The organism is Roseovarius sp. 217, assembly GCF_000152845.1.
Classification (GTDB): Bacteria; Pseudomonadota; Alphaproteobacteria; order Rhodobacterales; family Rhodobacteraceae; genus Roseovarius.
On sequence record NZ_CH902584.1, the window covers coordinates 3,902,874 to 3,925,095 of the forward strand.

Annotated in this window: 22 protein-coding genes; 8 read left to right on the forward strand and 14 right to left on the reverse strand. The window is 64.5% G+C overall.

What is annotated here, in order from left to right:
• Positions 1–27 precede the first annotated feature (27 nt).
• The 6 genes from ROS217_RS18745 to ROS217_RS18770 form a co-directional block, all read right to left on the reverse strand.
• Positions 28–969: an energy transducer TonB family protein gene (locus tag ROS217_RS18745; protein ID WP_009819374.1), complete on the reverse strand. Its 942-nt coding sequence runs from the start codon at positions 967–969 to the stop codon at positions 28–30.
• The gene (locus ROS217_RS18750; RefSeq protein ID WP_009819375.1) at positions 966–1,361 is read right to left on the reverse strand and encodes an ExbD/TolR family protein; all 396 of its coding nucleotides are present in this window, start codon (positions 1,359–1,361) and stop codon (positions 966–968) included. Before ROS217_RS18750 ends, ROS217_RS18745 begins: the two co-directional genes overlap by 4 nt.
• Entirely contained in the window at positions 1,358–1,741 is a 384-nt protein-coding gene (locus ROS217_RS18755; RefSeq protein WP_009819376.1) for an ExbD/TolR family protein, read from the reverse strand. Before ROS217_RS18755 ends, ROS217_RS18750 begins: the two co-directional genes overlap by 4 nt.
• A complete protein-coding gene (locus tag ROS217_RS18760; protein ID WP_009819377.1) occupies positions 1,734–2,414 on the reverse strand; it encodes a MotA/TolQ/ExbB proton channel family protein in 681 nt (226 codons plus the stop codon). The genes ROS217_RS18755 and ROS217_RS18760 overlap by 8 nt, the downstream gene beginning before the upstream one ends.
• Positions 2,411–2,863 carry a hypothetical protein gene (locus tag ROS217_RS18765; protein ID WP_009819378.1) on the reverse strand — a complete coding sequence of 151 codons (453 nt, stop codon included), beginning with the start codon at positions 2,861–2,863 and terminating at the stop codon, positions 2,411–2,413. The genes ROS217_RS18760 and ROS217_RS18765 overlap by 4 nt, the downstream gene beginning before the upstream one ends.
• 266 nt (positions 2,864–3,129) lie before the next feature.
• Positions 3,130–4,146 carry a siderophore-interacting protein gene (locus ROS217_RS18770; protein ID WP_009819379.1) on the reverse strand — a complete coding sequence of 339 codons (1,017 nt, stop codon included), beginning with the start codon at positions 4,144–4,146 and terminating at the stop codon, positions 3,130–3,132.
• A 203-nt stretch (positions 4,147–4,349) separates the two neighbouring features.
• Here ROS217_RS18770 and ROS217_RS18775 point away from each other — a divergent pair, with 203 nt between their 5' ends.
• The 7 genes from ROS217_RS18775 to ROS217_RS18805 are packed head-to-tail and all read left to right on the forward strand — an operon-like array spanning position 4,350 to position 12,985.
• Positions 4,350–5,288, forward strand: a complete 939-nt coding sequence (locus tag ROS217_RS18775) for an AraC family transcriptional regulator (protein ID WP_009819380.1) — start codon at positions 4,350–4,352, stop codon at positions 5,286–5,288.
• A gap of 32 nt (positions 5,289–5,320) precedes the next feature.
• The gene (locus ROS217_RS18780; protein ID WP_040651729.1) at positions 5,321–7,432 is read left to right on the forward strand and encodes a TonB-dependent receptor; all 2,112 of its coding nucleotides are present in this window, start codon (positions 5,321–5,323) and stop codon (positions 7,430–7,432) included.
• Entirely contained in the window at positions 7,426–8,304 is an 879-nt protein-coding gene (locus tag ROS217_RS18785; RefSeq protein WP_009819382.1) for an ABC transporter substrate-binding protein, read from the forward strand. Before ROS217_RS18780 ends, ROS217_RS18785 begins: the two co-directional genes overlap by 7 nt.
• Complete coding sequence (fhuB, locus tag ROS217_RS18790; protein ID WP_009819383.1) at positions 8,301–10,265, forward strand: Fe(3+)-hydroxamate ABC transporter permease FhuB; 1,965 nt, start codon at positions 8,301–8,303, stop codon at positions 10,263–10,265. Before ROS217_RS18785 ends, fhuB begins: the two co-directional genes overlap by 4 nt.
• Positions 10,262–11,035 (forward strand): ABC transporter ATP-binding protein, encoded by a 774-nt coding sequence (locus ROS217_RS18795; protein ID WP_009819384.1) that lies wholly within the window; start codon positions 10,262–10,264, stop codon positions 11,033–11,035. The genes fhuB and ROS217_RS18795 overlap by 4 nt, the downstream gene beginning before the upstream one ends.
• Positions 11,036–11,063: 28 nt before the next feature.
• A complete protein-coding gene (locus ROS217_RS18800; protein WP_040650759.1) occupies positions 11,064–12,764 on the forward strand; it encodes an ABC transporter ATP-binding protein in 1,701 nt (566 codons plus the stop codon).
• A 17-nt stretch (positions 12,765–12,781) separates the two neighbouring features.
• Positions 12,782–12,985 (forward strand): hypothetical protein, encoded by a 204-nt coding sequence (locus tag ROS217_RS18805; protein ID WP_009819386.1) that lies wholly within the window; start codon positions 12,782–12,784, stop codon positions 12,983–12,985.
• A gap of 124 nt (positions 12,986–13,109) precedes the next feature.
• On the opposite strand, the gene ROS217_RS18810 is transcribed toward ROS217_RS18805, so the two are convergent.
• The 7 genes from ROS217_RS18810 to ROS217_RS18840 form a co-directional block, all read right to left on the reverse strand.
• The gene (locus ROS217_RS18810; protein ID WP_009819387.1) at positions 13,110–13,592 is read right to left on the reverse strand and encodes a hypothetical protein; all 483 of its coding nucleotides are present in this window, start codon (positions 13,590–13,592) and stop codon (positions 13,110–13,112) included.
• Entirely contained in the window at positions 13,589–15,679 is a 2,091-nt protein-coding gene (locus ROS217_RS18815) for an oxidoreductase (RefSeq protein ID WP_009819388.1), read from the reverse strand. The genes ROS217_RS18810 and ROS217_RS18815 overlap by 4 nt, the downstream gene beginning before the upstream one ends.
• On the reverse strand, positions 15,676–16,374 hold the full coding sequence (locus tag ROS217_RS18820; RefSeq protein ID WP_009819389.1) for a TetR family transcriptional regulator C-terminal domain-containing protein: 699 nt from the start codon (positions 16,372–16,374) through the stop codon (positions 15,676–15,678). Before ROS217_RS18820 ends, ROS217_RS18815 begins: the two co-directional genes overlap by 4 nt.
• A gap of 48 nt (positions 16,375–16,422) precedes the next feature.
• Entirely contained in the window at positions 16,423–17,544 is a 1,122-nt protein-coding gene (locus ROS217_RS18825) for an ABC transporter ATP-binding protein (RefSeq protein WP_009819390.1), read from the reverse strand.
• Positions 17,541–18,341: an ABC transporter permease gene (locus tag ROS217_RS18830; protein ID WP_009819391.1), complete on the reverse strand. Its 801-nt coding sequence runs from the start codon at positions 18,339–18,341 to the stop codon at positions 17,541–17,543. Before ROS217_RS18830 ends, ROS217_RS18825 begins: the two co-directional genes overlap by 4 nt.
• Positions 18,338–19,273 (reverse strand): ABC transporter permease, encoded by a 936-nt coding sequence (locus ROS217_RS18835; RefSeq protein ID WP_009819392.1) that lies wholly within the window; start codon positions 19,271–19,273, stop codon positions 18,338–18,340. Before ROS217_RS18835 ends, ROS217_RS18830 begins: the two co-directional genes overlap by 4 nt.
• 71 nt (positions 19,274–19,344) lie before the next feature.
• Complete coding sequence (locus tag ROS217_RS18840; protein WP_009819393.1) at positions 19,345–20,469, reverse strand: ABC transporter substrate-binding protein; 1,125 nt, start codon at positions 20,467–20,469, stop codon at positions 19,345–19,347.
• A 276-nt stretch (positions 20,470–20,745) separates the two neighbouring features.
• Here ROS217_RS18840 and ROS217_RS18845 point away from each other — a divergent pair, with 276 nt between their 5' ends.
• The gene (locus ROS217_RS18845) at positions 20,746–21,498 is read left to right on the forward strand and encodes a cupin domain-containing protein (protein WP_009819394.1); all 753 of its coding nucleotides are present in this window, start codon (positions 20,746–20,748) and stop codon (positions 21,496–21,498) included.
• Positions 21,499–21,508: 10 nt separating this feature from the next.
• On the opposite strand, the gene ROS217_RS18850 is transcribed toward ROS217_RS18845, so the two are convergent.
• Positions 21,509–22,150 carry a TetR family transcriptional regulator C-terminal domain-containing protein gene (locus ROS217_RS18850; protein ID WP_157046633.1) on the reverse strand — a complete coding sequence of 214 codons (642 nt, stop codon included), beginning with the start codon at positions 22,148–22,150 and terminating at the stop codon, positions 21,509–21,511.
• Between the last annotated feature and the right edge of the window lie 72 nt (positions 22,151–22,222).

Below are 22,222 nucleotides of genomic sequence, written 5' to 3' on the forward strand. Positions count from 1 at the left end.
CGCACACTCCAAGAGCTGCCGCAGTCTCTAATTGACGCCGTGACCTTTGATCTGGACGGAGAAGCTGCGTTGCGCGCCTTGGGGCGGTGCCGGAAATGGCGCAGCGCGTTGCACGACCGTAAGCGCGGCGCGATCCAGCCGGGTAGAGCCTGACGAGCGAGCGAGACTCACCGAGGCCAACCGCCCACCCTCGGCGATGGAGAATTGCACGAGCGCCTGGCCGCGCGTGTCAGCGCGCGGGCGCGGCACCCGCGCAAGGTGCCGCATGACCTGTCCGGGATAGTTGCTGGCGGCAGCGTTGCCCTGCGCGGAGCTTTGAGACGTTGTGTCCCGCCCCGCGCGGGCGGCAGTTGCGGTCTCTCGCCCCGTGATGCTGCCCCGGCTGGCATCTTGGGTCGCCGTATTCCCGGATCGTTTGCGTGTCTCATTTTTCTTTTCAGGTTCAGGGGCTTGGCGGGCAGCCATCTCTGCTGCCTCCTCTTCAACCTCACGCGGGCGCGCCTCTGGCCGACGCGAGATCTGCAGGCCGGTCTCAGGCTCAGGTTCAGCCTTGAGAACCTCTTGCGGCGCGGATTGAGCAAGTGCTTGCGACGTATCTGCAGGCAGAGCCGGCTCTGTGATCTCGCTGGGCTTGACCCGAAGGTCGGGCAAAGCGGCCTCGGTCGCCTGTGAAACGTCGGGAGATGACGATGGGCGTTCCGGTGCCGGAACGGCCTGAGCCTGGTCTGGCTCTGCGGGTTTTGCCGCCTGTGCGGTTTGCCGGATGGGCGTGGCCTTGGTGGCTGTAGCAGGCTGGGCGCTGCCTGCCACCATATCGGCAAAGCTGCTGCCCAAAACCACCTCGGACGCGCCTGCGCCGCCCTCTGTCTCGATCTCGGCACTGGCCTCGACATACCATGCGCCCAGCCCGTGCAGTGTAACGGCTGTGGCCATCGACAGAAATAGAATGCTGCGTGACGTGCGGATCATTCGAGCCCCCGTTCCGTGATCATCACCACCCGCGTGGCCCCGGCCCTGCGCAGGGCCTCACCAATCCGGATCAGATCTTGGGCTGGCAATTCCGCGTCGGGGACAATGCGTACAGCCTGTACAGTTTCCCCCCCGGTTGGGTACGCAGCCCGCACATAGGCGGCGGCGTCGGCCAGCGTCGCCCCGCGATAGGTGAGATGACCATCGGCGTGGATCACCAAAGCATCAGGCGGTGCACGCCCCTCGAGGTCCGCCGTGTGCACCAACCGCAGATCGCCGTCGAGCGGCGGTGCCAGTGTCGCGGCCGCCATGAAGAAGATCAGCATCAGGAAAACGATGTTGATCAGAGCAATCGTCGGCTCGCGGCGAGAGCGGGGGATGGGGCGCGTCATGACGGGGTCAAGACCTGAGCCGAGAGGCCAGCGACCCCCCGCAATGCCAAGAGAAGATCGGTCAACCTTTGCGCCGTGACATCCCCCCCGGTGCTGATCAGCGCGCGGGCGCGGCCCTCTGGCATCAGCGGGGTCAGAGTGTCGCGCAGGGTCTCCAGCGTCACCTCTCTGGCATTGACGCGCAGGCCGCCTGCGCTGAGTTGCACAAAGATCGGCGGTGTTTCGGATGTCGCAGGGCGGCCTGCCCCAGCCGTCGCCAAATCCACTTCGGAAAATTGCGAGAAGGTCGAGGACAGCATGAAGAACAAGAGAAGCAGAAAGATCACGTCAATCAGCGAGGTGAGCGACAGCTTGCGCCGGTGAAAGGGGGGGCTACGCACCTTGGGGCACCGCCTGACCCAGCGGGGGCGAGCCGCGCACCACGCGGTTGTCAGGGCCAAGCACGACGCTGAGCGCGTGATCGGCCAGCGCGCGTTCTTCGGCCATGCGCGATTCGAACCACGACAGCACCACAGAGGCGGGCATCGCTACGGCAAGCCCTGCGGCGGTAGTCAGCAGTGCCACCCAGATGCCGCCAGCCAACAGCGACGGGTCCACTTGAGAGCCCGCCGATTGCAGCGCCTGAAACGCCTCGATCATGCCCAGAACTGTGCCGAAGAGACCAAGCAGCGGCGCCACCTGCGCCACCGTGTCGAGAAAGCGAAACCCGCGTTCGAGCCGGGAAAACCGCGCGTCGGCCTCGGCCTCCAGCCGCCGGACGGCGGCGCTGTCGCTGGCCCCGTCGGTCGCGAAGGCGCGCGCGATCACCGGGGCCAGATAGCTGCGCGACCCCTCCAAGGTGCGGCGCGCAGCCGTGCTTTGGCCTTGGTCCCATTCGGCGACAGCGGCGCGCAGTGCCAGATGCCGCCCTACGCCAGAGGCGCGGAACTGCCAGATCTTGTAGAGGACAACCGCCAGTGTCGCCACGGACATCACACCGATGATGGCAATCACCGGCCCACCCATCTCGATCAACCCATGCAGGCGGTCAAGCATTGTCTCGGTTCCGTTCATCCTGTCACCTCGATCGTGGTCTGGGTCGAGAGGCGCAGCGCGTCGAGGCAGGCACCGGGCGCAATCCCAGCCCCTTCACAGGTGCCGATCCCGTTGATCAACACCTGTCCGATGTTCTCACAAGTTTGCCCCGCCAGATCGAATTGCCGCACGCGGGGACGCCCCGCAGGCAGGGTGCCAAAGTCAAAGAGTGTCAGCGTGGCCACCTGCCCCTCGGCATCAAAAAGCACCGCTTCGGCCTCCAGTTTCTCAATCGCCGCCCCCAGATCGTTGCGAATGACAAAGCTGAGCCGACAGCCCCCCGCCTCGGTCGGGGTCACGGCATTGAGTGCGAGGTCAAGCTGGGGGGACGGGCTGGCGTCTTGCGCCGCACTGGGCGTGGCTAGCGTGAGGCTGGCGGCACAGAGGACAGCCGCGAGGCAGGGAATGGCGCGATGCGGCGCAGTCATGTCAGGCTCCTTTCGCCCCCGTTTCGGAGGGCGTGTAAACCGCATGGCTGGCGCTGGGCTGGCACGGTGTGACGAGTAAGATCGGATCGGATCGGTCCGATGGTCGGCATGTGTTATGGCAGAATAAGTAAAAGAGTCAAGTTTATCATCCGGGCTTTGGGACATCTGCCCGCTGCCGGGGTGCGGTGCGTTGCGATGGCGTGACAGGTCTCAAGCTGCGGATTCTAAACCACTGGTATCAAACAAAAGAGCCAAACGTCACCGCTTTAGCAGATCGTCTCTTTCGTCCAATAGCCGGCCGCTGTGAAGCTGGACCGGTCAAACCCTTGAGACGTCAACCAAAGGCGCGCCTCTGTCGCCTCGGTGCGTTCGGCGGCGAAAAAGACATGGCCGTCGTCGGGCGGCGGCGCGAGCGCGCGCAGCGCGTCAAGCGGGCCGGTCTGACCCCCGCGCAGCACCCATGTCACGACAAGTCCTGCCGGATGGGCAAGCGGACGGATATCCCCCCGCTCGGGCACGAAGAGTGTGGCGCTCCCTCGAGTGTCGTCCGGGGCCTCAGCCAGTATCCGGGCGATCACCGGCAGGGCGGTTTCGTCGCCGACAAGGCCACGCCATCCCGCGCTGGGGGCCCCGGCGCCGCCGGGACCGGTCAGACCAAGGATGGTGCCGGGTGTGACGCGCTCGGTCCAGCCGGTGGTGCGCCCGCCTGCGTGCAGGAAGATGTCGATCTCAAGCCGCGCCGCCTGTCCGGTGCCATGGAGGATGCGCCGGATCGTGTAGACGGGGCGGTGCCACGCCGTCAGACCGCCGGGCCATTGCGTGACGCCCTGCACGTCAAGCCTGGGCCACCCTGCGCCCTCGGGACCGAACAGAAGGCGCAGGTGATGACCACCTCCGGCAAAGCGCCCAAGGTCTGGCCCCTCGACAATCAAACGGCGATAGGACGGCGACAGACGCCGCATCTCACAGACCCGACCCAGGGCAAAATTGGCGGGATGCGCCCCGGAGGGGGCAGCGTCCCAGGCAAGGGAGAACGCGCCCTGTGCAGCCTGTTCCGCGAGAAAATCCCGGAGCGATTGCAAGGCGGCGGGGGTCTCGGCGCGCAGGTCTATGAGGGTCTCATCCGGCTGCGGCACCACGGTGATCAGGGAGTCACCGAAGGGCAGGCGCAGCCCCTCGCCGATGCGAATCGCTGGCAGATTGACCGCCCGCGCCATGTCTTCAAAGAGCCGTGTGGCTTGGGGGCCAGCCATAGGCAAACGGGCCTGAGCGGTTTGGGTCATCGTGTCTCCGGGGTCATTTTCGCCTTTGTGATCCAATACCTGATGTAATTTGTCAACATTTTATCTTTTCCGTCCCGGCACCGCCTTGACCCCGGCTGTGGAATGCGACAGAGCCAGAGATGCTCAGCGAGACACCTCACGGCAGGTGGGCCAGGCCCCTTTCGTTCCTCCCTTGGACCGCCCTAGCCCCGGATCGCCCCGTCATGAGCTTTATGCCCCGCATCACCGCCGAAACACGCGCCATCGAAACGCTGCGCCCCTTGGCGTGGCGGCGGTGGCCGGGGGTGATTGCCGATGTCTGGCATGTGCGCGGTGCGGCGGGGGGCGGTGGCTATTACCTGTCCCCCTACCCCCGGCTGGTGGTCTTTCTTGAGGGGGGGGCCGCGGCAATGCGTCTGCGTGCGCAAGCGGATGCCGCATGGTGCGCAGGTGTTGGAGCGTTCTATGTGCCGGGGGGGCAACCGCTCTGGAGCGACCTGCGGCACACACAGGATTTTGCCCATCTCGACCTGCATCTGGAACCGGGGCCGCTGTTGCACCGGCTGTGCCCCGTGGCCTCGGAAGCGCGGACCGAGGCGCTGCATCTCTTGCCTGCGGAGGGGGCGGGATATGGCCGCGTGCGGTCCATGGCCGAGATCATCGCGCAAGAGGTCGACAGCCCACAGCGCTCTGATCTGATGCTGGACGGGTTGGTGACCGCCATTCTGGCCGAGGTTCTGGGGTTGGAGGCCGTGCCTGCCGATCCCATGGGGCGCGGCGGTCTCTCCCCCCATATGATCCGGCGACTGGATCAGTTCACGCGGGACAATCTGCATCGGCGGATGACGGTGCCGGATCTGGCAGAGGTTGCGGGTCTCTCGGAGAGTTGGTTCGCGCGGGCCTTCAAGCAGAGCCTCAACACAACGCCGCAACGCTGGCTGATGCAGACCCGCATCGCCCGCGCGACCGAGTTGATGGCGGATCCCGCGCTGGGACTGGCCGAGATCGCCGCCGCGACCGGGTTTGCCGATCAGGCGCATCTCACGCGCGCCTTTGGGGCGGTGCATGGGCAGACGCCCGGTGCGTGGCGGCGGGCAAGATTGGGCGGGACTCGTTCAAAGCCCGGAGGTCTGGTTCAAGCGACAAGTCATATCCTGAGTTAAAGAGTCGGAAAATATATGACATGGAAACCGATATGAAACAGACCGTCCGCCTTTCTTTGCTGGCCAGCGCGAGCCTCTTGGTGCTGGCCTCTGCCGCTGCGGCCCAATCCACCGCTGACCTGATGTATCTGGGCGAGCTTGACCTGGAGAGCGGCTATGATCCGTCGGCCCCGGTGCCGGGTTATGTCGCCACCACGGCGCAAACTGCCACCAAAACCGGCACGCCGATTCTTGAGACGCAGCAATCGGTGTCGGTGATCACCGGCGAGCAGATCGAGGATCAGGGGGCGACGACGCTGGGCGATACGCTGGGCTTTACCGCTGGCGTTCTGGCGCAGCCCTTTGGCACCGATCCGCGGTTCGACAGCCCGTCGATCCGGGGGTTCAGCGCCAACAATGCGCAATATCTCAACGGGTTGCGGATCCTGCGCGATTTCGGCGCGCCCTCCTTTGAGATCTATTCGCTGGAGCGGATCGAAGTGCTGCGCGGCCCGTCCTCGGTGCTCTACGGGTCGGGAAATCCGGGCGGGATCATCAATCAGGTCCAAAAACGCGCGCAACGGCTCAGCTTTGGCGAAGTGGGTGTCGGCGTCGGTGACCCCAAGGCGACGGAAGGCTTTGTCGATTTCAACCATGTCTTTTCGGACAAGTTCTCGGCGCGGTTGACCACGGTGGTTCGGGACAGTCAGGAAGATATCGCGGAGCTCGAGACCACGCGCAAATATCTTGGCCTGGCCACACGCTGGGATGTCACCGATGCGACGGTGCTGCAATTTCTGGGCTCTTGGCAAAAGGACGATCCGATCACGCCCGCCGGGGTGCCGTTTGATCTGACCCTGACCGAACAGGGCAAGGATCTGCGCGAATTCTATGCCGGTGATCCCAATGATGACCGCAGCGACCGCGAGACACTCAACCTCGGGTTTGAGTTGCGCCATGAGTTCAGCAATGACTGGGCGCTCGACGCAGGATTCCGTTACCAGAAGTTCGATTGGGATTACAGCGGGTTCTATGTCGATAACGCGGTGCCGGACGGTGACACGATCACGCGCGGCGGCATCAATCAGGTCGAGGACAGCACGACGCTCAATCTCGACACCCGCATCACCGGTTCGGCGCAGACCGGGGCGGTGACGCATGATCTGCTCGTTGGTGTCGATCTGCGGCATTACGATATCGAGGACAGCACGGAGTTCATGTTCGCCGACCCGATCAGCTTTGACACCCCGGTCTACAACGGGGCCAATCTGACCGCGCCGTGGTTTATCCAGAGCAATGATCTGGAGCTGGAGCAGATGGGTATCTATGCGCAGGACGAGATGAGCCTTGGCAATTGGCGCGGCTCGCTGGCGCTGCGGCATGACTGGGCAGACCAGAGCGGCACCACCTTTACCAATTTCGCTGGCGCATCTCCGGTCGATCAGAGCGACGAGGCCACCACCTATCGGTTGGGTCTGTCCTATGTCACGGATCAGGGTGTTGCGCCCTACCTGAGCTATGCCACCTCGTTCGATCCTGAAATCGGGGTGGATATCGCCGGCAACACGCTTGATCCAACCGAAGGCAAGCAATGGGAAGTCGGGGTGAAATATCAGCCGCTCGGGTTCAACGGGTTCTTCAGTATCGCCCTCTTCGATCTGGAACAGACCAATCTGAGCACCACCGTCACCGAAGGCGGCATCACCGGCATCCGGCAGATCGGCACCGTCCGCTCGCAAGGGTTGGAGATTGAAGGAACGGTCGATCTCGAGAATGGCTGGAGCCTGCGCGGCGCCTATACCTATAACGAGGCCGAGCAGCGCCGTGGCGACAATCCCGGCAACGATCTACCCAATGCGCCGCAGCATAACGCAAGCCTTTGGGTAAGCTATGAATTCGCCAACACCTCGGCGCTCGACGGGCTGCAACTGGGCGGTGGCGTGCGCTATATCGGCGAACGGTTCGGGGACGCGGCCAATCTCTTCAAGTCCGAGGACGTGACACTGCTCGATCTGCGCGCGGCGTATGAAATCACCGAGAACACGCATTTTTCGGTCAATGTCACCAATCTGACCGACGAGGTCTATGTCGCGAATTGCGGCGGGTTCGGGTGTTTCTACGGGGATGGTCGAACGGTGCAGGCGCGTTTGACCTACAAGTGGTAGACGCGGCACGGATCGGACGCCGCGCCTTTCTCGGAGGGATGATCGCGCTCTGGGGACTGCCCGCACAGGCGGGCGGTCCCCGCCTCGCGGCCATCGACTGGGCGATGCTCGAGACCGCTATGGCGCTGGGCGTGGTCCCGGTCGCGGCCTGCGAGTTGATCCGCTACCGCGCCGATGCGGTCCGGCCCGAGATTCCGGCGCAAACCGTCGATCTGGGGCTGCGCGGATCGCCGAATTTCGAACTGTTGCAGCTCACCCGACCCGAACTCATTCTGTCGTCGCCCTATTACACAGGAATCGCACCGCGTCTTGGGTCGATTGCAGAGGTGATGAGCCTGCCCTTTTACATCCCCGGCGAGTCGCCTTGGCCCAAGGCGCTGGCGGCGTTGCACGCGCTGGCGGACCGGCTCGACCTGCCGCATGTGGCCGCACGCGTCGCCGCAGAGACAGAGGCGGAACTGGCCGCGCATGCGCGTCGACTGACCCTGTGGCGGGATCGACCGGTCTATATCATCGAGATCGGCGATGCGCGGCATGTCCGGGCCTTTGGCGCAGACAGCATGTTTGGCGCGGTCCTCGAACGGCTGGGGCTGGAAAACGCGTGGTCGCGCAGCACGCGCTTTGCCTTTGCCGCACCCTTGCCCCTCGAGCGGTTGGCAGAGCGACCCGAGGCGCGAATCGTGCTGGTGTCAGATATCCCTATTGTGGCACGGCGGGCGCTGGCGCGTTCGGTTCTGTGGAACCGGTTGGGGCCGGTGGCCAATGGTCGGGTGTCGATGTTGGGCGAGATCAACCCCTTTGGCGGCGTCCCGGCCGGGCTGCGGTTCGCGCGGTTGATGACCACCGCTGCCACGGCGGAGCAGGCCGGATGACCGCGCGCGCGGCGCTCTGCTATGGGGTGGCCTTGGCGCTGTCCCTGACGCTCTGGGTCTTGGCCGCACCCGTGCTTCCGACCGGTGGCTGGCCTCTGCCACCCTATGATGCCGAGGTATTGGGGCTCGATGCAATTCTGCTGGCCTATGGGCATATGCCGCGCGGGTTGATCGCCTTGGTTGCCGGGGCGGCCCTCGGGTTGTCGGGGGCGCTCTTGCAACTTGTGCTTCGCAATCCCATTGCCGATCCCTCGACGCTGGGCCTGTCGTCGGGAGCGCAACTGGCGCTGATCGCTGCGACGGTCCTGATGCCGGAGCTGCTCGGATTTGGCCGGTGGCCGGTGGCTCTGGCCGGAGCGGCGGTGGCGGCGGCGCTGGTGATGGGGATTGGTGCCGCGCGGAATTTTCATCCCGTGACCATGGTGATCGCGGGCATGCTGGTCGGGCTCTTTGCCTCGAGCCTTGCGGCGGCGATGACACTGGCACAGGGGCAATACCTGTTTTCACTGGTGGTCTGGACGGGGGGATCGCTGGTGCAGACCGGCTGGACCCCGGTTGGCACGCTGGCGCTAGTTCTGACAGCGGCTGGCGGTGCGGCGGCGTTGATCCTGCGCCCGCTGGAGGTGATGCGGATCGAGGAGACAGGCGCACGGGCGCTGGGGCTCAATGTCGGACGGCTGCGCGTCTTGGCCGTGCTGCTGGCGACCGTGCTCGCGGCGAGCGTGTCGGCAACGGTGGGGCTTGTCGCCTTTGTCGGGCTTGCGGCTCCGGCACTCGCGCGGGGTCTGGGCGCGCGCAGCCCGGCGCAGATCCTGATCCATGCGCCCCTTGCCGGGGCGCTGCTGCTGTCATTGTGTGACGGGCTGGTGCTGATGGCAGCGCAGGCCGGGGGCGAGATGTTTCCGACCGGGGCGATCACCGGGCTGATCGGTGGGCCGCTCCTGCTATGGCTTTTGCCGCGATTGCGCGGCACACCGCCACCTGCAAGCGAAGACATACCGCGCCGTCTGAGGCGGCCGAGCCTGTTGCTCTGGGCGCTGCTGGGACTGAGCTGCGGGGCCTTGACGGTGCTGGCGCTGGTCGGGCGTGTGCCGGGGGGCTGGGCGCTGCTTGACGCCGAAACGCTGGCGATGTTTCTGCCCAACCGTTTGCCGCGCCTTATGGGGGCAGCGGCGGCGGGTGGGTTGCTGGCCTTGGCCGGTGCGCTCTTGCAACGGCTGACGGCCAATCCTCTGGCCTCGCCAGAAGTGCTGGGTGTCTCTGGCGGTGCAGCGATGGGCTATGCGGCGGTGCTCTTTGCCACGGCGGCACCCTCGGCTCTTGGGCTCACCGGCGGGGCGGCAGCGGGGGGGTCGCTGGCCCTTGTGGTTCTGGCGGGCGTCGCTCTGGGGCACGAGATGCGGCCCGAACGGGTGCTCTTGGCAGGCATCGCGGTTTCGGCGCTGGCGGCGGCCGTGCTGTCAACGCTGATGGCGGCGGGAACGGCGAAATCCTTTGCCATTCTGGCGTGGCTGAGTGGCTCGGCCGCCACTCTTGGACCGCTGGGCGCGGCGCTCTTGTGTACTATCCTGCTGGTGCTTTTTGCGGTGGCGGTGGCGATGGGGCGCTGGCTCTCGATCCTGCCGCTCGGCGGGGCTGTGGCGCAGGGATTGGGCGTGCCGGTGCGCCGGACCTCGGGGCTGATCGTGCTGGTCGCGGGACTGGCAACGGGGGCCGCGACGGTCCTGGTCGGGCCGCTGAGCTTTGTCGGGCTGATGGCGCCGCATCTGGCGCGGCGGATTGGATTGGCGCGGGCGGTCGATCATGTTGCGGGCAGCGTGTTGATCGGGGCGATTCTGATGCTGGCCGCCGATTTCGGGGCGCGCATGGCGAGCTTTCCCTATGATCTGCCGCTTGGTCTCTTTGCCTCGCTCTTGGGCACGCCCTGGCTGATCTGGTTGATGGTAAGGAGACCCGCATGACGGACGCATTCGAGATTGACCACCTGTCCTATGCGGTCCCTGCCCGCCGGTTGCTGGAGGATGTCACCCTGCGCCTGCCTGCGGGTCGGGTGATCGGGCTGATCGGCCATAACGGATCGGGCAAGTCGACGCTCCTGAAACTTTTGGCGCGGCAGATCAAGGCCACGGCGGGTCATATCCGGCTGGATGGCAAACCCTTGACCACGTGGCCGAACCGCGCGTTTGCGCGGCGTCTGGCCTATCTGCCGCAGCATCTACCGCCCGCCGAGGGACTGCTGGTGCGTGAGTTGGCGGCACTTGGGCGCTATCCCTGGCACGGGGCGCTCGGGCGACCGGGACCCGCCGATCACGCCGCGATCGAGGCCGCTCTGGTGGCCTGCGCGCTGGGGTCACTGGCCGACCGGCGGGTGGCGACCCTATCGGGGGGCGAGGCGCAGCGTGCATGGCTTGCGATGCTGATTGCACAGGAGGCGGGCGTCTTGCTGCTCGACGAGCCGATTTCGGCGCTCGACATCACCCATCAGATCGAGGTTCTGCGCCTTGTGCAACGCCTCAGTCACAGGCAGGATCGCACGGTGATCCTCGTCCTGCATGATCTCAACATGGCGGCGCGGTTCTGTGACCATATCGTTGCCCTGCGCGGTGGGCGTCTGGCCTATGAGGGTCCGCCCGACGCGCTGATGACCCGCGGCATGCTGCACCGCGTTTACGGCACCGGGATGGAGGTTCTGACCCGCGCCGATGGTACGCCTGTGGCGCTGCCCGACTGAACCCGACCAATACGGAGAACCCGCCCGGATGCTACGCCAATTCGCCGAATACTACCGCCCTCACATGGCCCTTTTCTGGCTCGACTTCGGCTGCGCCGTGCTGTCGGGACTGTTGGAGCTGGCCTTTCCTCTGGCGATTGCCGGGTTCATCGACCATTTGTTGCCACAGGGCGACTGGACGCTGACGGTCCTCGCCGCCTGTGGTCTCATTGCGGTCTATGTCGTCAATACCGGGCTCATGACGGTGGTGATGTATTGGGGGCACAAGCTGGGTATCAATATCGAGACGGAACTGCGCGCACGCGCCTTTGCACATCTCACGCGGATGAGTTGGGGATGGTTCGACCGCGCCGAAACCGGCAAGCTGGTGGCGCGTGTAACCCGCGATCTCGAAGAAATCGGCGAAGTCGCGCATCACGGTCCAGAGGATCTCTTTATCGCGATCATGACCTTTGCCGGGGCCTTTGCCCTGATGCTCTGGCTGCATCCGCCGCTGGCGGTCATCACCCTAGCGATTGTGCCGGCGATGGTCTGGCTGGTGGCGGTCTATGGCGGGCGGATGACGCGAGCCTGGCAAGAGATTTATGGCCGGGTCGGAGCATTCAACGTCCGGCTGGAAGAGGCGATTGGCGGGATTCGGGTGGTGCAGGCCTTTACCAACGAGCCCCATGAGGCCACGCTCTTTGCCGGGGACAACGGGCGCTACCGCAAGACCAAGCTCGAGGCCTACCGGATCATGGCCGCCCTCACCGCGCTGCAATATATGGGGCTGCGGCTGGTGCAGGTGGTGGTGATGGTGGCTGGTGCGGCCTATGTGTTCGAGGGCACGCTGACGACCGGGGCCTTTGTCGGTTTCCTGCTCTTGGTGGGGGTGTTTTTTCGCCCGCTGGAAAAGATCGCGGCGGTGCTTGAGGTCTATCCGCGCGGCATTGCCGGGTTTCGGCGCTATCTGGACCTGATCGGGGACGCGCCGGATATCGTCGATACACCGGGGGCCGTCGCCGCGCCGAAGCTGAAGGGCGAGATCGTTTTTGACACTGTAGAATTCAGCTATGATGGCCACCGCCCGGCCTTGTGCGGCGTGTCGTTGCGGGTGTTGCCCGGTCAGACCGTGGCCTTGGTCGGTCCCTCAGGGGCGGGTAAATCCACGCTGATGGCTCTTGTGCCACGGTTCTACGAGCCGACAGGCGGCGAGATCAGGATCGACGGCGTGCCGCTCCGCGACATGACGCTGGCGTCGCTGCGGGCGCAGATCGGGCTGGTGTCGCAGGATGTGTTCCTGTTCGGTGGCACGCTGCGCGAGAATATCGCCTATGGCCGTCTGGACGCGACCGAAGCGGATATTCGCACGGCTGTGGCCGAGGCGCAGCTTGGGCCGCTGGTCGAGAGCCTGCCCGACGGCCTAGAGACGCTGGTCGGTGAGCGGGGTGTCATGCTCTCGGGCGGGCAGCGGCAGCGGGTGGCGATTGCACGGGTGTTCCTGCGCAATCCGCCGATCCTGCTCTTGGACGAGGCGACATCGGCGCTTGACCGGGGGACGGAACGCGAGGTGCAGGCGGCCTTGGCGCGTCTGTCAGAGGGGCGCACGACGCTGGTGATCGCCCACCGGCTGAGCACGATCGAACATGCCGATCATATCGCGGTGATCGAGGATGGCAGGCTGGTCGAGGCAGGACAACATGCGGAGTTGATGACGCGGGGCGCGAAATATTTCAAGCTCGCCAGTTGAGACCCTAGCCACCGATCATGGCCCCGCTCTGCGCCCTGTCTTGCGGAGTGGCCGATCATCGGCGCGGGCCTGAGGCGCGGCCCATGCCGGAGTCGGGCGCGGTCAAATCAGAGCCGACGCGCGGCACTGTCAGTGGCGGGCGCGTGGCCGGTGGTGTGATGGCCCGGTCTGCCGATGGACGCGCCGCACCCGCCCGCGCCGCACCAGCCCGCGCCGCCTGAAGCGACTGAAGCCCCCGGTGGCGGGCCTGACAGGTGTCACACTCCGTCAGCGGCGCGACGGCGGCCTCCTGAGCACTGAGACCGGAGGCGCCGCAGAGCAAAACTGCGAACAGGACGCCGACCCTCATGCGGGCACGGGGGCCGAGGCGAGATAGCGAACGAGCGGCGCGTAGGACTGCGCCGCGCCTGCGTTTTCCAGCGCGAGATAGTCGAGTGCGGCGACCTCATGCTCGGTCAAGAACCGCAGGCGGGTTTGATCCGCCTCTGGCCCCATCGCCTCAAGCGCCTCAAACGCCGCGAGATAGGCGGGGTATGTGCGGTTCATCTCGTCCAGAAGCCCCGCCCATGTGCCCGGCGCGCGGCGCGCCTGTTCGTGGCCGCTCATGGTCAGGCTCTCGACCGACCGGGGGGTAAGATCATAGTGCGCGATGAGCGGTGCGACGCCTCGGGCCGCGTGGCGTTCGACCTCGGCCAAGAGCATCAGGCGCTTGTGCTGCGCGGGGTCGGGAAAGCGGCGGGCGAGTGCGTCGAAATAGGCCTCGCCCTCGATTTCCTCCTCGTAATAGAGCAAGAGCTTGGCAAGATAGGTTTGGTCCGGTCGGGTCATATCGGCTGTTCTCCTGTCGTCCAGGCGGCACCGCCGGGCGCGCCCACGTCGATCCGGTCGTGTTTCATCGGCAGATCGGGATCAACCGGGGCGTCCAGCTCCTGCGCATAGCGGTGCCCGGCATGGACCGCCGCTGCGATGATCGCCGGGGCCTCGCAATCGCCGATCCGTGTGAGGGTAAAGGGGAGCGGGTCGGCCAAGGCGCGCAGATCTTGGTAGAGCCCATCCTCGGGACGCCGCGCGCTGACCATCACGAGATGGGTGGCAGGCAAGGTCAACGCCGCCCCGCCATAGGCGCAGGGCAGGACGATCGCGCGACCGTCAAACCCCGCAATCTCGCGCGCAGGCTCAAACCGGACGCCAAGGCCTTGCAGATGGCTCCGTACTCGCCAGCGTTCGGCGGTATTGCCCGCCCAGCGCGACAGGCTGTCGTCGGGCGTGGCGAGGGTCACGTCGAGCCCCGCCGCGCGCAGACGCTCGGCCACGACGCCGCCCATGTAATAGCCGTCGCCATCATAGACCACGGTCGGCCCATCCGGCAGGCGACCGGCCATGATATCGTCGGGCGTGAGGATATGCGCCTCTGCCGCGCCCTCGGCCACGGACTGAAACACCTCGCCGTCGAACACGTCCTTGCGCCAATGCGCGCCGGTGGCGATGGCGACGTGATCCGCGCCGACGTCGAGCACGTCCTGCGCGGTCAGGCGGCTTTCGCGGAAAATCTCGACATTGGGCATGTCGCGCAAGGCTTGCTCGCGGTAGTCGCGCACGCGAATATATTCGCGCAGACTTGGCAAGCTGGCCTCGCGCAGAACGCGCCCGCCCAGATCGCGCGTGGCCTCGGCCAGCGTCACACGGTAGCCGCGTGCGCCCAAGGCGCGCGCCGCCTCCAGCCCCGCCGGACCAGCGCCGACGATCAGCACATGCGCGGCGCTTCCGCTTGGCGCGATGCGTTCGGGATGCCAGCCGCGCCGCCATTCCTCGCCCATCGTCGGGTTTTGCGTGCAGCGAATGGGCACGCCAAGACTGTCGCCGGAATAGCAGATATTGCAGCCGATACATTCGCGGATCGCTGACAGCCGGCCCTCCGCAATCTTGCGCGGCAAGAACGGATCGGCAATCGAAGGTCGCGCCGCGCCGATGAAATCCACGATGCCGCGCTTGATCTGACTGGCCATCGTATCGGGCGAGGTAAAGCGGCCCACGGTGACAACCGGCTTGGTCGTGACCGATTTCACCCATGTCATATAGGGCTCCAGCGCGCCCTCCTTGACGAAGCGCGAGACACCCATTTCCAGCGAATAATCGGCGATGTTGATATCCCAGAGGTCCGGCAGTTCGGCCAGCATCGCGAACATGTCGCGCCGCTCTCGCCAGACCGGGTGCCCGTCGCGATCCACCTCTTCATCCGCCGAAAACCGCACCGCCACGGCGCAGCGGTCGCCGACCGCGTCTTTGGTCTCGGCGATCAACTCGCGCACCAGACGCACCCGGTTTTCAAGGCTGCCGCCATATTCATCGCCCCGCGTATTCATGCGCGGGTTGAGGAAATTCGAGATCAGATAGCCATGGGTGGCATAGACATAAACGATGTCAAAGCCTGCGTCGCGGGCGCGCAGCGCGGCGCGTTTGTGCCAATGGCGGAATTGCCGGATGTCGTCCTTGTCCATGGCGCGGGTCTGATAGGGGTGTCCGGCCAGATTGGGCACGGAGGCCAGATCCATCGGCGGCAGGCGGGTCATCATGTTGGGCGTGCGCGCCCCGCCATACCAGAGCTCCGCCCCTGCCAGCGCGCCATGTGCATGCACCGCCTCGGTCATCAGGGCGTGGGCGCGCACGTCGCTGTCGTCCCAGAGCGAGGCGGACGGGTGAGGCATGTCATCCGACGTCGGGTGGATGGAATTGTATTCGGTGCAGACCACGCCCCAGCCGCCCTCGGCCTTGACCCCGCGCATGGCCGCAAGAGTGCGCGGGCGCATCCAGCCCATGCCGGTGCAATGCGGCACTTGATAGAAGCGGTTGGGCGCGGTCACAGGACCGATGCGGACCGGCTCGAACAGGATGTCGTGGCTTGGGTTTCTGCTCATCTGCGGCGCTCCATTTGAACCAGCCGTCCCGCTGTCTCTTGCTGCGGCAGCTCGAAATGGCGGGGAAAGGCGAGGGCCAGATAGGCATGCACGTTGGCCCGCGCCGCATCCCGGTCAAAGGTCTCGGGATACATCAGGATATTGAGCCAGAGCCCGTCATAGAGCCCTTCAAGGGTGCGGGCGATGGTCGTGACCGGATGGCCAGGATATCCGCCCTCGTCTGTGATCTGCTGGCATAGCCCTAGCGACAGGGCAAAGCGTTCGTCGTCGATGGCATCCACCAACGCGCGATAGACCGTGCGCCGCCCCGCCTCGCCAAAGAACGCATACCAGACAGCCAGTTTCCGACGCGTGCAGATCTTGGAATGGAAATGCGAGTCGACAATCGCCAGAAGTTTGTCGCGCGCGCTCAGCCCCGCATCCTCATAGGCGCGGCGCCAATGGTCATGGTGTTCGCGCGCCAGAAATTTCAAGGTTTCCTCGAGCAGGTTCTGCTTGCTTTGGAAATGAAAATTGACCAGCCCGATGGAGAGACCGGCAATGTCCGTGACAGTCGACATGGTGGTGCCCGCGATCCCGTATTTCGCAATGGAATCGATGGTCGCCTCGATCAATTGTCTGCGCCGGACCTGTTTGGGTTCGGTGCGGCGGGGCTTGCCTGTGTCAGGCGAGAGCGGGGGGGCGGTCCTTTGCATGAGCGTGTCGGGGTCACGTCCGTCCTGCGGCCTGCCCCTCTCCTTTGATCAATCGGTCTCGAGAATGACGATGGCCTCGGGCGACCACGAGAGCCAGAGCGTTTGGCCCTCGGGTGCGTCCTGCGCACCGATCAGGCGATGCGTGTTCGGCGAAGACACCGCGACCGGCTCGTCCTTGCCGGGGATGCTCAGGTAATACTGGCTGCGCTCGCCCATATAGGACGCGGTGCGCAACGCTCCTTCAATTGCGAGGCCGGTGTCCGGTCGGGTCGGTGAGAGGCTGAATTTCTCGGGTCTGAGGCCAATCTGCACCGGCGCGCCATCGGGCTTGGTGAGCTCAGCCGTCGACATCGGGATGGTGCCCAGCCCCTCGGCCTCTATGGCCGCCATGGCAGAGCCATTGCGCCGCACCGTGCCACGAAAGAAGTTCATATTGCCGATGAAGCTGGCGACGTCGCGCGTCTTGGGCGTCTCGTAGAGGCCTGCGGGCGTATCCACCTGCAACACCTTGCCCCCCGCCATGACCGCGATCCGGTCCGAGAGGGTCAACGCCTCTTCCTGATCGTGGGTGACAAAGACAAAGGTGATGCCGACCTGCCGCTGCAAGGCGCGCAATTCAAGCTGCATCTGCTCGCGCAACTGCTTGTCGAGCGCGCCCAAGGGTTCGTCGAGCAAGAGCACCTTGGGCCGCAGAATGAGCGCGCGCGCCAAGGCGATGCGTTGGCGTTGACCGCCCGAGAGCTCGTTGGCCTTGCGATTGCCATAGCCCGGCAGCTTGATCAGATCGAGCATGTCCTCGACCATTTCCGCACGACGGGCGGCGGACAATTTCTGTTTGCGCAGGCCATAGGCGATATTGTCGCGCACGTTGAGATGCGGAAAGATCGCATAGCTCTGGAACACCATATTGACCGGGCGGTGATGCGGCGGCACATCCGACATCGGTTGGTCGTCGATGAAAATCTCGCCCTTCGAGGTGGATTCGAACCCCGCCAGCATTCGCAAAAGCGTGGTCTTGCCACAGCCCGAGGCCCCGAGGAGGGAAAAAAACTCGCCCTGCCGGATATCCATGGAGACATCGTCGATGGCCTGAAAGGCACCAAAGGATTTGCTGACTTTGCGGATGGATATGAACCGGTCGGCGGATGCCATCTCTGAGGTGCCCTTCATTCTTGATCCTCCAGCCCCTTGCGCCCGACCCATTGCGCGACAAAAACCAGTGCGAACGAGACGAACAGGATCAGCGCGGCCATGGCCAGCACCGAGGGGAATTCCTTGGGAAAGCGCAATTGCCCCCAGATATACATCGGCAGGGTCGGATCGGTGCCGGTCAGAAAGAACGCCATGATGAATTCGTCAAACGAGATGGTGAAGGTCAACAAGAGGCTGGCCACGATCCCCGGCATGACCATCGGAAAGGTCACCCGCCAGAAGGTCCACCAGCCGTTTTCCCCCAGATCGGCCGAGGCCTCTTCGATCGAGGGATCGAACCCTTCAAAGCGCGGCAACAGCGTGGCCACGGCAAAGGGCAGGCAGATGATGAGATGTCCCAGACCCACCGTATACAGCGAGAGCGGCACGCCCATCCGGCTGAGCAGCACCAGAAGCGCCACGCCAAAGATGATGCCGGGAATGACCAGCGGCATCATGATGAAGGTGACGAGCGCCCCCTTGCCCCTGATCCGGGTGCGGGTGATCGAGCGCGCCGCCATCACCCCCAGAACGGTCGAGATGACCGAGACCACCAGCCCCACCTTGACGCTGTTCCAGAGCGCATTCCACACCGGCTCGCGCGTCCAGAGTTCGCCATACCATTTTACGGTAAAGCCCTGCAGCGGAAAGCGGACGTAGATGGAATCGTTGAAGCTGAAGAGCGGGATAAAGAGCACCGGCACATAGAGCACGATCAAAAAGATCACCGCGTAGAGTTGCAGCGCCCGGTTGGGGCGTTTGATATAGCTGCTCATGTGATGCGCCCCTGCACCTTGCGCGTGACGAGCAGAAACACCAGCGCCAGTGCCGCAATCCAGAGCATCAGCACAATCGACAGCGTGGCCCCCATCGGCCAATTGTTGACCGCGCCGAATTGCAGCTGGATGAGATTGCCGATCATCGCCCCATCCGGCCCGCCCAAGAGCGCGGGGGTGATGTAATCGCCGGTGGTGGGGATGAAGATCAGGAACGAGGCCGCGATCACCCCCGGCATCGAGAGCGGCAGCGTGACGCGGAAAAATCGCGCCATCGGTCCGTCACCCAGATCCGTCGCAGCCTCGAGCAGCGATTTGTCGATCTTTTCCAGCGACACATAGAGAGGCAGGATGGCAAAGGCGGCCCAGGCATGCGCCAGCGTGATGATCACCGCCGTGGGGCTATAAAGCAGGAAACCGAGCGGCGCGTCGATCAATCCCGCCGACATCAGCCCGGAGTTGATCACGCCCTCATACCCAAGGATCACCTTCCACGCGAAAACCCGCAAGAGATAGCTGGTCCAGAATGGCAGGGTCATCAGGATGATCCACATCATCTTGTTTCTGTGGACGTGAAAGGCGACGTAATAGGCCATCGGATAACACAGCAGCACCGTGGCCACCGTCGCCACGCCGGAAATCCAGAAGGACCGCAGCATCAGCGCGCCATAAATCGGCTCGGTCCAGCTTCGGCCGTAGTTGGCGAGCGTGAGGGTCGTGTCAAACCCAAAACCCTGACGGGTCCAGAGGCTGATCACCAGCAGGATGAAAAACGGCACCACGATACCAAAGGTCATGATCAAGAGCGTGGGCGACATCATCAGATACCCGCGCGCGCTCTCGCTGCGGCGCAAGAGGCGCAGGAGGGGCGAGGCAGGGGCGCGGGGCGGCGCGCCTGCTGACCGGCGTTTCGGTAATGAGGTTTCGGCCATTCCTGCGCGGTCTCCTCGATGGGCGGATCAAGAGGCTCGCCCGCCGGGGCGGGCGGGCGGTGCAGGCGGGATCAGAACCCGGCCTTGATCTGCTCGAAGAGCTCGTTCATCCGGGTTTCCCATTCCTGCGTCTGCGGCTGCTGGAAATGCCCCGCATTCAGGATCTCGACCGGGTTCTTGCTCAGGCCCAGCCCCGCCAGGGTTTCTTCGTCGAACTGATCGAACGCCTTGCTGTTGGAATGGCCATAGCCCCAGTCGTTGATCATGAAATGGCCAGTCTCAACGCTGAGCAGCGAGTCGATCACGTCATAGGCGCGGTCGAGATTGGGCGCGTCCTTGTGGATCATCACGCCGCAGACCCATGTCAGCGCGCCCTCCTTGGGCTTGGCAAATTTGACCGGGATACCCTCGGCCTGCAACAGCACGGCGGAGCTGTTCCAAGTCATAGAAGCCACCATTTCCCCCGCCGAGAGCGCCTGTTCCAGCGTGGTCGTGTCATCGGTATAGAGCCGGATCAGCGGGCGCTGCTCGCGCATCACGGCGGCGATCTTGTCGAACGCTTCGGGCGTGTCGATGCTGGCAAAATCAACGCCCGCCTTGATCGCCCCGCACCACCACGCGTCGCCGCCCGAGGCCAGCGACCCCAGCCGCCCGGAATAGCGCTCGTCCCACAGGATGTCCCAGCTTTCCTCGCCCTCAATCTCCACAAGATCGGTGCGATAGGTGACAGAGGTCTGCCCCCAATCAAAGGGCGCCATCCAGACCTTGCCCGCCTCGGGGTCATTGCCCGGCAAATCGACCAGTTCGGGGATCACATCGCCCCAGTTGGCGACACGTGCGGTGTCAATCGGCTGGAACAGCCCGGTCTGCACCCAGCGTGGCATCGACTGGTTGCAGGGGTGCGACACATCCACGACAAAGCCGCCGCGCATCTTGGTCAGCGCCTCTTCCGAACCGCCGAAAATGGCGAAATTGGGCAGTGCGCCGTTCTTTTCCTGATAGGGGCCAAAGAGTTCGGGGATGTCATAGCCACCCCAGGTGAAATAGGTGGCCTGATCGCCCTCGGCGGCCAAGGCGCGACGCGCCGGTAGCGGCACCGTGGTCATCGCCACCCCCGCCGCAAGCAAGCCCTTGGTGAATTTCCGACGGCTGAGCTTGCCTTCGCGCACAGCGCCCAATTGGTCCAGAATGTCCATGTGGTCCCAGTCTCCCCTGTTGGCGCGGGCCCACCTTGGCGGTGGGTCCCGTCACGCAATCATTAGTGTTGCATGCGTCCGGCGATCACTTTGGGCAGTTGACATTTGCCGTCGCTCGGGCATGTCATTGAATGGTTATTCAATCATTTCAGGGTTTCCTGAATCGAGTCAAGAGTTTTGCGCGCGGCCCGCCTGCGACGCGAGACGGATGATCCGAATGACCGAAGATTAAGCAGATCACGGCAGGCCGGACATATTACTTTCAAGGAGACCGCCATGAGCGAGACGACCGGGATCATCCGCCTAAGCCCGACGGGGCCGCATGGCCTGACGCCGCTAGCGGTTGACGCGGCTGACTTTCAAACCCCGCCTGAAGCGCAGAACCTACATGTCTGCTTTGCCGATGAGACGCTCGGCCTCAGCGTGGGGGTCTGGGATACGACAAGCATGCAAGAGGCGTTCGGCCCCTATCCGGGCGATGAGTTCATCGTTGTGCTCGAGGGCGCGTTCCGCCTGCTGGATGACACAGGCGCGGGTGTGGCGGCCAAGGCGGGGCAGTGTGTGGCAATCCGCAACGGCATCCCGGTCAGTTGGCTACAGGACGGGTATCTCAAGAAATTCTACATGACCTACAAAGACCCACGCGCCACATCCCCGCAGGGCCTGACGGCGGAGGGGGGCGTGATCGTGCTCTCGCCCGACATGAGCCTGACCGATGCGGACTTGATGGAGGACACCAGCACGCCGCAACGTGACCGCAACCTCTTCAGCAATGCCCATGGCAATTTCGAAGTCGGTCTCTGGGATACGCAGGTGCTGAACACCGAGCTGGAGCCCTTTCCCTATCACGAAATGGCGCAGATTCTGGAGGGCGAGGTCTCTCTGACCGAAGCGGATGGCACGCGGCATCATTTCACCGCTGGCGATGTGTTCTATATCCCGGCGGGCACGCCCTGCATCTGGCATGTGCCCACATACCTGCGCAAATTCTACGCGGCGCTTGATCCCACTAACCGCCCCGAGGGGTGATCACGCGGCGTCACGCGGGCGGCTCGCGCAGCAGGTCCGGCACCAACCGCGACAGGCACACTTTGCTCGCGGCAAGGGCGCGTTGCCGGTCATAGCTGTCTGGGGCCAGATGCAGGCGCTGCCAATAGCCATCGGTCAGCGATTCCATCCATTCCGCCAGTTGATCCGCCTCGGTGGATCGAGCCTCGGGCAAAAGCTGCGCCCAGATTTCGGACAGGACCGCGTGCCGCGTGGCATCGAACTCTGCCGCCACCTCGGCATAGTGGCCGGTAAAGCGCAATTCGCCCCAAAAGGCGAACCAGACCGGCAACACATCGGCCCCGCAAGCCTCGGCACTGAAATCCGCCGCGAGCAGGGCCATCAGGCGGTCGAGCGGGGCATCGCCCGCGCCCTCCAACGCCCGCATCCACTGGCTCTCGTAGCCTTCATAAAGATCGCGCAGCGTTTCGGTGAGCAAGCCGCCCTTGGACTTGAAATAGAAAACCGCCACGCCCTGTGACAGCCCCGCCTCATCCGCGACGGTGGCGAGTGTGGTGCGCGCCAGACCATGCGTCAGGATCGACCGTCGCGCCGCATCCAAGAGCTGCCTGCGGCGGCGTTCGGCATTCTCCTTGCGCTCTTTTCGCGGTTTTTTGGTCGTCACCTCGCCCACGTCTGACCCTTTGTCCGATGCTTTCCCCATCCATGCCACAGGCCGTGCGGCACGTCAGCCCAAAAAAATTTA